The organism is Eubacterium sp. AF16-48 (genome assembly GCF_003479405.1).
GTDB lineage: Bacteria > Bacillota > Clostridia > Lachnospirales > Lachnospiraceae > Eubacterium_G > Eubacterium_G segne.
Map to the genome: position 1 here is coordinate 12,839 of NZ_QUHB01000009.1, position 13,387 is coordinate 26,225.

Consider the following 13,387-nt stretch of genomic DNA (forward strand, 5'->3'; position numbering starts at 1 on the left):
AGAATTTATAAAAACATTTTTCAAGCTTTTCCAGTAACTTTGTATAATACTTCCAATAATATCATATTATTACTATTACATTACAGGCAATTTAGCATAAAAAATATCCGGCAGGATTTCCTGCCGGATAAAAAAATCATATTATTTTATTTTATCATCTGAAAACTTATTCAAAATAAACTGTTATCTTGTCTATTTCACCGTTTCTTACAGCTTCAGCCTTTTCTCCCACAATCTTTGGTTCTGTTGAAACAACTTCTCCATTGATTTCAATCTTAGATACCTTAGCTGCATCCTTTCCAAATGTATTCTTGCCTGTGTTATTTACATATGTAACATCACATGTTGAAAGCAATCTGAAGGTTGCCTTTCCTTCATCAAATAACCAGTTAGCAAGTTTTGGTTCAAAATTAAGAACTAACTTTCCATCTTCGTATGTAAATACCTTGTCACCTATAAACATTTCAATCCACATAGAAATCATTTCTGTTGTAGAACCTGAAAGTCTTGCAACAAATCCTCTTCCATGAACATCCGGATTAGGATTTGCACTTGATGCAAGGAAAGAAGAATTTTCTAATGTGCTTCTTCCATACATATTCGGATCAAGGAACGGTATAAGTGCTCTTGTTATTGTGTCATAATATTCATCATATAAGCCTGCCTTAAGCATAGCAAGAATATATTTATATTCCATATGAAGGAATACATTTTCTCTCTCCTGCCATCCCGGTGTAAATGCACGGCAACGACCATTTTCCATGGAGCATCCTTCAATTGATGCAGATGTTTTGTACATGGCAAGTTTCTTGTCATAAAGATCTGTTTTCTTTACCTTGTTGAACATATCTCTTGCTGTGTCAACATCAACATATCCCATCATTCTTGCAGGACCTTCAAGGAAATACGGAAGAGGAACCGCTTTAAATGCCTTAACCTTTGCCTTCTGTAATCCGTAATGACTAATAACCGGCTCACCATTTTCATCTACTACAGGTTCAAAATCTACGGCTTCATGAGTAAAGTATGTAGGAACAAGACCATTTCCAATTTCTACAGCCTTCTCAATACCCTTTTCAATCTTCTCTGCAAATGCTTCAAAAACTTCAACGATGTGTGCCTTAGATACTGAATCCTTATCTCCACTAAATTCCAGCTTAGTTGCAGCTCTGTAAGCTTCTCTTACTGATGCAACAGCATCCCAATATTCAAAGTCATTAAGGGTTCCTGCATTATATTTGTCCAGCTCTGCCTTAACTGCATCTAAATATTTTGATATTTCAACAGGCATTACTACAAATCCGTCACCACCGAAATTATCTGTAATAAACTTAACAAGTCTCTTCAGTTCAAAAGTTTCAGGTGTTCCTGAACCAAACAATCCCGGAAGTCCATTCATTGCATCGTTCCAGCCAGGCTTTCCACCTTCCATTTCAACACCAATTCCATCCATATCCATCTGGGCGAACTTGCTAAGTGCCAAAATAATCATCTTAACTGCAAGGGTTGTATGAACAGTCTTGCCGTCCTTTTCCTTTAACCAGTTAGTTGCCCACTTGTTAAATCCTTCTCTTGCAAGTTTCTCCTCATCTTCAACTTCCATGCCGTACTGACGTACATCACCCTTTTTGTTAATTACATATTTCTCATCTCTTGGAACAACATATGCAACGCTGTCATAGAATTTATATGTATCATCTCCAAACAGGAACTGATCCTTTTTGTCAGGGAATACTGATAAATAATTATCCACAAGATCCATATTATAATCCCAATGGTCACTCCAGTATCCTTCGCCAAAACCGGCTTCTATATTCTGATTGCAGTTATTTAAAATATTGGCAATAAATTCACCATCATCCACTTTAAGATTTAACTGTAATCTTGCGATTGTATTGGAAATCTGTCCCGGTGTAAATTTACCTTCCACTATTTTAACAATGGCAGATGCATCACCATCAATGCTTTCCTTTACATATGCCTTAACTTCTTCCTCTTTTCCTTCAATAACATTGAAAAGACTTGGACGTACCTCTAACGGATTGTATCCGTCTGCCTGAACTAAACTAAAGAAAGTCTTTACGTTAAAGTCCCCAACATCTTTATTAAAGAACACGTCATTTCTTCTATTCTGTGAAACATCACGGAAGTTACCATTACCCTGAGAATAATACTCTGCTGCAATTGAGAAGAAATTATAATCTCTTTCAGGATCACCATGTTTACGGCTAAACAGGTGAATAATTGATTTATTTCCGTCTTTATTAAGTACATATGGATATCCTCCACGAAGGAAGTTATCTAAATAGCACTGCTCAATATACTGGTCAAACTTGCCTGCTGCAGTATGTGTTTTAACATCTGAAGTAAAGCTTTCAGCTAACTCTTCTGCTTCCACAAATTTGTCCTGTAAATATCCTTCTTTACAGAATGTGTCTATCTTTGCGTTAATCTGATCTACAGAACCTGCAAAGCCCATCATTGTATCAAAGGAGAATTCTTCTCCGTCATCTAACTGTGTCTTAAATGGTGTAAAACCACAAGGTACCTTGTTAGCAAAGCACTGTTCTTTTCCAAGAACATTATCAATGCCACCATCAATAAATCTTACCGGTGTCATAAGGGATAAATCATAACCAAACACTGTATCAACGTCGTAAATTACATCCTGTAATTTTCCGTCCTTAACTGTAAGATAATAGTAACCACCCTCTACATCTGATACCTCAGCTGAATCCTTTGTTGAAGCTCTAAGTGTATAATAAGGAACTTTGTTATCAATATTTTTGATATATGCCCAGCTTTTAAATAAGTTTGACATTTCCTTAAATTCACCATTAGAAATACCATATGTAATAATCTTTGGAAGTCCGTCAATTATCTCTATGTTCTTTTTCTGTCCACTTATGTTTTTAATTGAAACCTGTCTTACTAATGCTCCAATGCTTTCGTTTGGTAAAACATAGTAATTAACTGTTATTTCAATTCCGTATTTTTCATTTCTTTCGATTACTTTAAAACTATTCTTATTCATACGAATCTGACGTTTTGCATCATCTTCATATTTGAAGAATGGTTCATAATATTCTCCGTCTATGGTTAAGAATGTTCTAAAGCCTTTTACTGTTGTATTTTCAAATGCTGTATTTGCTGAATTGAACTCCATAATGGCATTTCCCTTATTGTCAATACCAAAACTGTTCATTCCCTGACCTCTGTTGGTGTAAAAAGTCCACATTGGAATACCTTTCACACCTGCAAGACCAGGAAGAAAACTTGAGAATGCAGGTAATCTGTCATAATCATCAATTACAAAAGTCTTACCTTCAAGTCTGTAATTTTCCATTATAATCTCCTTACGAATATATCTATTTTTTACTTGTTACACTTTCCACATGAACTTCTGTAGACCATCTTTGGAGAAAGCTTAGTTACAGTACCACTCTTATCTCCCTCATCATTTAATAATCTGAAAAGTTCATTGGCACTGGCACTGCCCATTTCTGTAATCGGATTGTGAACTGTTGTAAGTGGAACTCCGTAATAAGCACTTAATGTGCTGTCATCATAACCTATTACGCTTACCTGTTCCGGAACTTTAATTCCCACATCCTGCAATGCCTGTATACATCCCCATGCCATTTCATCATTGGCACAGAACATTGCGTCCGGCAGTTCTACACCGCTAGAAAGCAATGAGCGCATTTCACTATACGCTAAAGATTCTTCATAATAACCTCTTAAAACAATGTTTTCGTCTATAGGGAGATTGTTCTTTTCCATCATTTCAACGTAACCTTCGTAACGATGCTTGTCATCTCCCGATTCATTTCCATGCATATATCCGATTCTCTTGTGACCAAGTTTAATTAAGTGATCAACAGCCATTGTTGCACCTAACTTATCATCTGATAACACACCTGAAATATTTCTTCCTTTGCTGGCCCTGTCAAGGAATACCATAGGAATATTAACTGTAGCTATTCTCTTAACATAATCACCTGTTAAATCTTCATGATAGATAATTGCCCCTGCTACTCCTGATGCAATAATCATTCTATAGATTTCGTCCGGTGAGTTTCCGTTACTTACATAAATATTTAACATATAGTTATTTAATTTACACTGTAAGTGAACAGCCTGTATTAATACCTTATAGAAGTCTCCCTGCAAACTTGTTAAAAAGAGGCCTATTGTATTTTTTCTGTTAGACTTAAGTAATTTTGCATTCATATTTGGAATGTAATGCAATTTTTCTACTGCCAATAATACCTTCTGCTTTGTTTCCTCACTTACGATATCAGCTCTGTTAAAAACATTTGAAACTGTTGAGATTGCCACTCCTGCTTCCTTGGCAACATCTTTTATTGTAACCATACAATAACCTCCATTTTTCTTTAAACATATTTTCTATCCGGCAAAGAGTTTTCCTTCTCTTCGCCGGACAAATCTTTTATTGTTTTACTGGTATACCCTTACATAGTCAACATACATATAATCCTGATATGTTTGTCTTATTCCTGAATTTGTATTGTATTCATTAATCTTTGTCCAGTACTTCGGCGTTACATCTCCACCAAGAACCCCACCTATAGCACAGTTAATGATAAGGTAGAAATCTTTATTATACGGCCATATTGCAGGAACGTTTACACCCTTTCCTGTAGCAACGTACATATCCGGATCATAAGTCCATGTTATTTTTCCGTCAAGGGTAAATGTAACTGAATCAGGTGTCCACACAACACCGTATGTGTGGTATGCACTTGTTGCATCCTTTACAATAGCATTTTTGTACTTATTTCCTGAACTTGTTGACATTCCGTTAAATCTCTGACAATGGATAGACTGTGGTATGGTTGTTTTTGTTTCATCTTTAGTTGATTCAAAAACGTCTATCTCACCACACATCGGCCATTTTCCATATCCTAACATCCAGCCTGCTGCCCATGTTCCCTGACCTTTTGGTAATTTAGCTCTAAACTCAACTTTACCATACTTTAATGAATACATATCCTTAGTCCATATTTTAGTTGAATAATAACGATTAGGTACACATGATTTAGTTTCAGGATTATACTCAAACTGTGGCTTAATAATCAGATTTCCATCTTTTACTTCACTAAATCTCATTTGATAGTTCTGAAGTTCCTTGTTTCCGTATCCGCCGGCACCTGTTGCACCATTATTATTCCATTTTGTTGTGTCAAGCTCTGTTCCTTTAAATTCATCATTCCAAACCATTTTACGAACCTTATCGCTTACAACTCCTGAATATTTGGCACTGGTGTATATTTTCTTACCAACCTTTGAGTATGCCTTGACTTTAAAATAATATGTTTTGCCTACTGTTAAATTGTCAATTTTTGTTCTGCTTACATTACCAACTTTTACAGACTTAAAACCGCTTTTAGCATTTGTGGAGTAATATACATAATAACCTGTTATATACCTGTTACCTGATTTTTCCCACATTACTTCAATACCCTTGTCTGAAGCATTTTTTGCCTTGTCAATTGTAATGTTTGGTGGTGTAACAGTTACAGGAACACTTTTCTTGCTTTTTCCAACTTTAACCACAATTTTACATGCTCCGGGTCTTTTGGCTGTTACTTTTCCCTTTTTAGTTACAGTTGCAATTTTCTTATTGCTTGATGTGAATTTTGCACCTTTTTGTTTTACCTTAATTGTTGTTTTTTTGCCTACGGTTAAAGCAATCTTCTTTCCGGACTTAATAGTTACTTTAGCACTTGCGTCTACCGGATTTACAGCAATAATCGTGGCCACCATGGCTACTGCCATTACAATTGAAGTGATCTGCTTAAAAATCTTCATATTTTTTTGCCCTTTCATTAATATTAATATAGTTATGGGAAAGGTCACATGCATGACCTCTTCCCTGTTGCTTTATTCACCTGTAATACCGGTATTTTCAATACCCTCGATAAACTGTTTCTGAACGAGAGCATATAATACTAATAATGGTGCTATTGCCATAAGTGTGGCTGCCATTCGGTTAGCTTCATTTACCACATTTCCCGTACCACTTGCAGCACCGTTATCAAACAATGCCAGTTTTCCAGGAAGTAATTCTAATGCATCACCCAACATAATATTTGTTGTGTAAGTTTCATTCCAGTTAAATACGAATGAAAACAGGAATACAACAAGTATAGTTGATATTGATAATCTGATTGCTACGTGATAGAACACCTTAAATGAGCCGGCTCCATCAATCATTGCTGCTTCATCTAATGATTTTGGAATCATGTTGAAGAAGTTATAAAATATCAAAATTAACATTGTGGAATAAGTTCCCTGGCCTAACAAAGCCATTAATATCTGAGGAATAGCTGTGTTAATCATCTTAATTCCAATTGCACTTTCTAATGTTCCAAATAACATAATTCTTGGAACTGTTAAAAGTGGAACCGGAAGAATGAATGCTAATATAAGCATTACAAACCAGAAATTATGTCCCTTAAATGTATATCTTGATAATGCAAATCCTGTCATTGCCGACACCGCTGTCTGTGCTATGGCAAGCACTGCTGAAAACAAAATCGAGTTAATCAGTGACGTTGGTATGTTAAGTGTTGATATTGCATTTTTAAAGTTATCCAGTGTAGCATGTTTAGGTATCCAGCTTATTGCCGGGTCAATTAAATCCTTAGATGTCATAATTGCTTTTGAAATCATCTCAAAAATCGGCTCTAAGAAAATAAATCCTATGCATATAAGTACAAAATATATTGCTACTTTAGAGATAATTGCAACACCTTTTAATTTCTTTAATTTGGCAAAGTTGATTTTCTTTATAGCTGACAAATCAATTTTCTTTGCACTTGTATCTTTATTTGCCATATAACTTTGCCTCCTTTGCCTGATGTCTCTTTTGAGCTGCAAGTCTTCTCTTCTGCTGTTTGTCTAACTTCTTTAACTTCTTTTCCTGTCTCTTTCTCGCCTTTATATCCTTTGGCTTTCGCTCTCTGAATAATAAGAATACAATTCCTACGATAATCAAAACAATTACAGTGTATATCCATGCGTAGGTTGCCGCATAACCTAATCCGCTTCCCGTTTCACCGGTCTTTTCTTCAATCAGTTCATACAACGGATTAATTGAATTAAACATACCAAGCTGAATAACTGTAAATATCGTGATAATAAGTCCAATCTGCTTTAACATTGGAATTGTTATCTTCCACATTATCTGCCATGCATTAGCAGAATCAATTCTTGCTGCTTCATAAATGCTTGTATTGATTTTCTGTAAACCGTTTATAAACAGTACAATAGGAATACCTGTAAACCATAAAATTATTGATAACTGGTCAAATATTCCTGCCAATGCTGATGCTAAAGCCGGTGAATAACTGTCAATAATCTGCATTATGAAAATGTTTGAATAAGCATTTGCCTTTTCCACTGCCGCATTGATTTTATCTGCTGCTGTTGCCTCTGCACTTTGAACCTGCATAATCTGTGTCATAACCGGTCCTGACATAATTACAACCGGAAGGAAATAAATTGTTCTAAGTATTCCCTTACCTGTAGTAATCTTGCAAAGGAGATAAGCAATGATAAATGATAATACTACTACAATAAATGTATACGGTACAATCATCTGTAAATACTTAATCAGTGCCGGAAGGAAATCCGTACTTCCTACAAAGGCTTCAATGTAATTGTTTATGCCTGTAAAATGGATTTCATATCCTAATGTTGTCTTTTTAACATTGTTAAAACTTAAGTAAATTGTAAATATGAACGGAAAAAGCGTAAATGCCAGAAATCCGATAATCCATGGAGCCATGAACATATAACCTGTTCTGTCCTGTCTCTGCTGATATGTACGCATTTTCTTTCTTTTCTTAGGTTTTGCCTGTGTCTTAGGAGTTGTTGCTGACTTAATCTTTTCTTCTGCCATTATTTAACACCTCCCTCTATAACTTTTGCACTCATGGCTGCTACTGTTGTATTTCCTACAGTAACATCTTCATCAGTGTAATTTATAACAATACTCTTTTGGCTGCCATCCTTTGAATAGCTGTTTTCTATTACACCATCCTGTAATACTTTTCTTCCATCCCAGTTGTATCCTGCAACCTGTGATAAAGGCTCGTTTACAACCTTATAAATATTCTGAATCAACTCTTCATACTGTTCAAACTCTGTTGAATAGTAATCTGAAGATGTAGTTGATGCTAATAAGTAAGATGGCTGCTTAGTTAAAACAAATGACGGTGAAATGTTATAATCAATCATTCTTAACTGGTCTGTTGCTGAGTAGAATGAGAAGTTAGCATATGGTGCGTAAACTTCCATTGTACCGTGAAGTACCATTTGTAAGAATGGAACCGTATCAGTTTCGTAAACATACTGTGATGTTCCAACCGGTGACTGTAAATATCTGTCCGCATACTTCCATAAGTAAAGATTTGGATTTACAAGATTAACCTTTGTTCCTTTCTTTGTTATGTTTTCAATTGTATCCTGATATAACTTTACAGCCTGAGATACTGTTGTTTCAGCTCCATCACTGTTATATGTGCTGATTAATACATTTGAAGCACCTTCTATTGTAAATGACGGGCTTAAATCTCCCAAATCATCATACAAATCCTGAATCCACTGCGCAGTCTTTTTAGGTGCTGCGTATCCGTATTCCGTTACCGGAACATTCTTTGGAAGAACTTCTGATTTATCCAGTTCAAGATACCGTGTATTCAAATGCTTTGCTGCATTGTTATAGTAACTTACCATATCTTCATTAATTGTAGTAAATTCTCTTGAGAATGAAATATCTACATTCTTCTTGTTAAAGTCTGACATAAGGCTTTCAAAAGCACCCTTCTTTCCAATTGAGCCAGAGAACTTAGTGCTGTTTGGTTTTGCCAGCGTCTGTCCGCCACTTTGCCATCCTATTAATCCTGAATTAATGTTGCTTATTCCATCATCTAAAATTTTGTCCAAGATACTTCTTACATCATCAACTGTTGTAACATCAACTTCCTGTGTTGAGAATACACCCTTCTTAGAATCTGACATAAGGAAGTCAATTCTAATTGGAATATTTCCATCTGCTGTTTTTTCAGTTAATGTTCCATTGTCAATTAAATGCTGTCTGTATGCCTTAGCCATTCCTGTATAGTCTGCTGCCGGCTTTCCGTCGCTGCCGTCACCACTTAAAAACTGATATGTCATTGATATATCAAACTTGTTTGGCTCATCCTGAGTCTTTCTGTATGACTCACCTGCCTGATTTATAACCTGATAAAATTCAGAGTTGAATTTGAAGCTAGGGTATGCATATGTATATCTTACTTCACCTTCTCCTGATGATGAAGGTGTTGCATTAATTGACATATATTCATCACCACTGTCCGCATAAGCTACAAATGCTGCCTGGGTTCCGTCACCATGGGAAATACCAAATACCGGCATTGTAGGATTCTTTACAGGAACTGTATCTCCTAATGAATCATAATATGTAAGCTGTGTTGCAGGGTCTTCCCCATAAACCTTACCTTTATAATCACTGAATTTTGTCTTGTTGTCTTCAAATCTTACCAATGCACCGCTTCCATCAGGAATTAATGCATAACCCGGTGTAATTTCTTTTCCCTTAAGAGTTACCCAGTCCTGCTCATCTTTGTCATATGCTAATGTTGCGCCACCACTTGTTCCTAAGAACGGTGTAATAACAATGTTGCATATTTTATCAATGGCTTTTCCTGTAATTTCTTTATAAGGAATGTTGTATGTTATGTTTCCGTCATCTCCAAAAGTAATATATACATTAATGCCTAAATCTTCTTTCTCAATTTTAAATAAGCATTTTAATACATATTCACCTTTTTCCTTGTCTACTGCTTCAAGTCCTGAATTGCCTTCATCTTCATCATATGATGCTGATGAAACTCTTGAAGTCTTCATAGCCTTACCTGAGCCTGTGTAGTACTCAACAGTAAGAAGCGAGTTTGCATATGCACCATAACGGTCATTAGTAAAGGATGAATCCTTTGGTGTATTGGCAATTGTCTTTACGTCTGCCACACTAATTCCCAAATCATCTGCATAATCTTTAATTTCTGACGGGTCATTATCTTCCTTGGCACTGTTTACCACATCAAAAGCTTCTTCTATCTCTGATGGAAGTGCTATGTCAACACCTGTTTTCCAGATATAACCTGTGTTCTTGTTTTCAATTAAGATAATATCCCTGTCATCTCTGAAATAATATCTGTAATCTCCTTTTTCACAAAGAAGTTCATAAGCATTTGTTTTTTCAAGTCCCGATTCAACCTTTTCAGGAGCCGGTCTTGTATCTCTGTTTGTGTTAAGGAACGCAGCTGCTACCGCAACTCCAAGAGAAAGGACACATAAGAGACATACAACAAGTGCTGTTATTTTTAACTTTTTATATTTAGCGGCCTGTAACATTTCTTATAATCTCCTTTCCTACTGTTAATAAGAAGTCATACAACTGTTCCCACATGATAATAACTACCAGAACTACTATAGCTGCAATTAACATAAACACTGCTGTTATCAGTAAACTTACCACTGTATTTTTGAAATCATAATCATGTACAGTTGAAAGTCCCTCAAATATAACTGCTATGCTCCATACAAGTCCGATAATCATTATTACTGTAAGAATAAATGACTCATTATATGTCAATACATATGACATTCCGATAGTTGCCAACATGCATATCATAACCGGCATTAATCCGTAAGCCGGAATCATGTATACCTGTTTTAAGGTTCCGTCACCATCTGTAATTGATGTTACAAGATAGTTACATACAATAAAGAGAATCAATATTGCAAAGAAACCAACTACCACTGCTCCCATATCCATATCTTCAACCTTTGTATACTGGTAAATAAATCCTTTTGATGTCTGATACAGCATATATACACCGAAAAATACAATGTAAATAATTGTTGCTGCTATCATTGAGCCGTTTTTATGTACCCTTATATCATAGTATCTGTCAATAGGATGCTTTGCACATTTGAAAGCGTATCCGATTTCACCAATAACCGGTGTATTCTTTAATACCTTTCCTAATGCACGTTTCTTTTTCTTAATAATTTTATTCTTATCAATAAATCCAATAATAACCTTAAGTGCAATTAATATAATAAGAATAACAAGAACTGTGCCAAGCCATTTCTGAATTGACTTATTTCTTACTTCCCAGAATGCATCTGAATATCCGTCTCTGTTTCCGGCTATTTCAAAATGTTCCATTGCCTTATCATATTTTTCTGCATTGAAGTATGCCTTTGCTACACCATTGTGTGCTAAAACCGACATCTGGTTAAGCTGTAATACATAATTCCAATCTTTAAGTGCATCATCGTAATCACCGTTTTCGTATTCGTCTAATGCCTTAAATATTGTTGTTGCATATTCTGTAGGTGTGAAGGACTGTAAGAATCCTTTCTTTCCGTCAGCTGTCCAGATATTTCCGTCCCTATCTACTGCTATTGTAGTAAGGGATGAGAACAAACCTGAAATATCAGTATCCTCTGCCTGTTCACCTAATGAGAATATTACTTCTCCTGAGCTTGTGTATACCCAGATAAATCCTTTAGAATCACTTGCGTAAATAATTCCATTATCATCAGCAGTTACATCGGTAAAAGCATCTGAAGATATTATTGCACCATTAAACATATTTTTTCCGTTTGTACTATGTTTCTTTAAAAGGTCACCACCCTTTCCCATACAAACTGAGTAAGCTGTTCCCTTCTTATCAACATATACATTAGAGAATGTTGATGGCAAAGTGTTTAACGCTGCGGATTTTTTCTGCTGTTCTTTTGTATAAATAATTTTTAAGAACACCTGCTGTGGTGTTAATGTAGCTTTGTTTGAGGTAAAGTAACCTAAGAATTCCCCTGTATTAGCCAACTGAATAATTCCGGCATATACACCTTCTGATACGATGTATAAGTTATTTCCGCTATCTACTGTCACTTTACTAGGTTCGTAGTTTGTATCTGCAAAAATCGGTGCCGTTGGTCTGTCATATCTTCTTACATATTCAAAGTCTTTTGTGAATCTGAATACTGTTTTGGCTCCGGTATCTGCAACATATATTTCTCCTTCGTTTGTTCTAAAAATTCCCTTTGGAGTATCAAATCCCGTAAAATCTTTAGATTCAACTGTCTGTTTATTTATGACCTTTACAACTTTTTCTGTGTTTAAGTCAAAAATTACAATTCTTCTGTTTCCGGTGTCAACGATGTATGCCTGATTGTTATCATCAATAATCATGTCCTCCGGATCTGAAAGACCTAAGTCTGTTATGGTTCTGTCCGGCAGGTAAGCATCCTGTGTTCTTACCATCTCACTTTGGTCATCCATTGTATATGTATAACTGGTTGCCTGAGAAGCTGCCACAGGTAAAACTGCCATAACCGTAAATATCAATGCCAGAAACAGAGCCGATGATTTTTTCCATAATTTTCTCATTTATCTGCCTCCTTACTTGATACCTGAACTTGCCATTGTGTTCATAACCTTTGACTGCATGCATATGAAAATTATAAGGTTTGGTAAGAACAGGAATAAACTTGATGCTGCTACCATACCTGCTGCCGCCACCGCATTATTTACACCAATGGAGTTACAATAATATGTTAATGTTCTTAACGCTTCGTTTGTAATGTAGTTGTTTGATGTTTCAACGTTATTCCATACCTGCTGGAATGTAAGCACTACTGATGTTGCAAGAGCCGGCTTTGTAAGTGGAACAATTACCTTTCTTAAAATGGTAACATCTCCTGCACCGTCTACTACAGCTGCCTCAATAAGTGCATTCGGAATACCGTCAACAAACTGTTTTACAAGGAACAAACTTACAGGCATTGCAATAAGTGGAAGAACATGTGCAAACCATGTGTTGTATGCTCCGATTCTTACTATAATTAAGTATCTTGGAATAGCAACCGCTGTGGCTACAAACATAAGTGCCATCTGGTTGACTTCCCATAAAGCTCCCTTTAATTTGAACTTCTTTTTAGAGAAAACATACGCAGCCATAATTGTAATGATTATTCCAAGTACAACTGTTAAAAATGCTACTATAAATGAGTTCAAAAAATATCTTGACATTGGAATACCTGTTGCACCTGATAAGCTAAACAGGTTTTTAAAGTTATCCAATGTAGGATTTTGTACAAAAAGTGTAGGTGGGAATCTAAACAATTCTCCTAAAGGTTTAAATGCATTATTTATCATAAATATTACCGGAAGGATCATAAATATTGATAATGGTAATGCAACTACATGGAACTTAATCTGTCCACGGGAAAATCTTGTAGGATTAATTCTGTTACCTTGAAAATTTGCCATTTATGTATC

8 protein-coding genes are annotated in these 13,387 nt (G+C 35.6%); all 8 read right to left on the reverse strand.

Annotated features, from left to right (window positions below; translation table 11 throughout):
* Positions 1 to 166: 166 nt before the first annotated feature.
* Positions 167 to 3,346 (reverse strand): cellobiose phosphorylase, encoded by a 3,180-nt coding sequence (locus tag DWW68_RS10180; RefSeq protein WP_118590008.1) that lies wholly within the window; start codon positions 3,344 to 3,346, stop codon positions 167 to 169.
* 29 nt (positions 3,347 to 3,375) lie between these two features.
* Positions 3,376 to 4,377, reverse strand: coding sequence for a LacI family DNA-binding transcriptional regulator (locus DWW68_RS10185; RefSeq protein ID WP_021952102.1), 1,002 nt, complete (start codon positions 4,375 to 4,377; stop codon positions 3,376 to 3,378).
* Between the two features lie 84 nt (positions 4,378 to 4,461).
* The gene (locus DWW68_RS10190; RefSeq protein WP_158576881.1) at positions 4,462 to 5,835 is read right to left on the reverse strand and encodes a family 16 glycosylhydrolase; all 1,374 of its coding nucleotides are present in this window, start codon (positions 5,833 to 5,835) and stop codon (positions 4,462 to 4,464) included.
* A gap of 72 nt (positions 5,836 to 5,907) precedes the next feature.
* Positions 5,908 to 6,864 (reverse strand): carbohydrate ABC transporter permease, encoded by a 957-nt coding sequence (locus tag DWW68_RS10195; protein ID WP_021952100.1) that lies wholly within the window; start codon positions 6,862 to 6,864, stop codon positions 5,908 to 5,910.
* A complete protein-coding gene (locus DWW68_RS10200; RefSeq protein ID WP_118590004.1) occupies positions 6,854 to 7,930 on the reverse strand; it encodes a sugar ABC transporter permease in 1,077 nt (358 codons plus the stop codon). The genes DWW68_RS10195 and DWW68_RS10200 overlap by 11 nt, the downstream gene beginning before the upstream one ends.
* On the reverse strand, positions 7,930 to 10,446 hold the full coding sequence (locus DWW68_RS10205; RefSeq protein WP_118590002.1) for a DUF5696 domain-containing protein: 2,517 nt from the start codon (positions 10,444 to 10,446) through the stop codon (positions 7,930 to 7,932). Before DWW68_RS10205 ends, DWW68_RS10200 begins: the two co-directional genes overlap by 1 nt.
* Positions 10,430 to 12,496 (reverse strand): YIP1 family protein, encoded by a 2,067-nt coding sequence (locus tag DWW68_RS10210; protein ID WP_118590000.1) that lies wholly within the window; start codon positions 12,494 to 12,496, stop codon positions 10,430 to 10,432. The genes DWW68_RS10205 and DWW68_RS10210 overlap by 17 nt, the downstream gene beginning before the upstream one ends.
* A gap of 12 nt (positions 12,497 to 12,508) precedes the next feature.
* A complete protein-coding gene (locus tag DWW68_RS10215; protein ID WP_021952096.1) occupies positions 12,509 to 13,378 on the reverse strand; it encodes a carbohydrate ABC transporter permease in 870 nt (289 codons plus the stop codon).
* Positions 13,379 to 13,387 lie beyond the last annotated feature (9 nt).

What these genes read in the sequence shown, in the direction of transcription:
- DWW68_RS10180 (WP_118590008.1), bottom strand. Translation starts at nt 3,346, where the DNA reads ATGGAAAATTACAGACTTGAAGGTAAGACTTTTGTAATTGATGATTAT.
- DWW68_RS10185 (WP_021952102.1), bottom strand. Translation starts at nt 4,377, where the DNA reads ATGGTTACAATAAAAGATGTTGCCAAGGAAGCAGGAGTGGCAATCTCA.
- DWW68_RS10190 (WP_158576881.1), bottom strand. Translation starts at nt 5,835, where the DNA reads ATGAAGATTTTTAAGCAGATCACTTCAATTGTAATGGCAGTAGCCATG.
- DWW68_RS10195 (WP_021952100.1), bottom strand. Translation starts at nt 6,864, where the DNA reads ATGGCAAATAAAGATACAAGTGCAAAGAAAATTGATTTGTCAGCTATA.
- DWW68_RS10200 (WP_118590004.1), bottom strand. Translation starts at nt 7,930, where the DNA reads ATGGCAGAAGAAAAGATTAAGTCAGCAACAACTCCTAAGACACAGGCA.
- DWW68_RS10205 (WP_118590002.1), bottom strand. Translation starts at nt 10,446, where the DNA reads ATGTTACAGGCCGCTAAATATAAAAAGTTAAAAATAACAGCACTTGTT.
- DWW68_RS10210 (WP_118590000.1), bottom strand. Translation starts at nt 12,496, where the DNA reads ATGAGAAAATTATGGAAAAAATCATCGGCTCTGTTTCTGGCATTGATA.
- DWW68_RS10215 (WP_021952096.1), bottom strand. Translation starts at nt 13,378, where the DNA reads ATGGCAAATTTTCAAGGTAACAGAATTAATCCTACAAGATTTTCCCGT.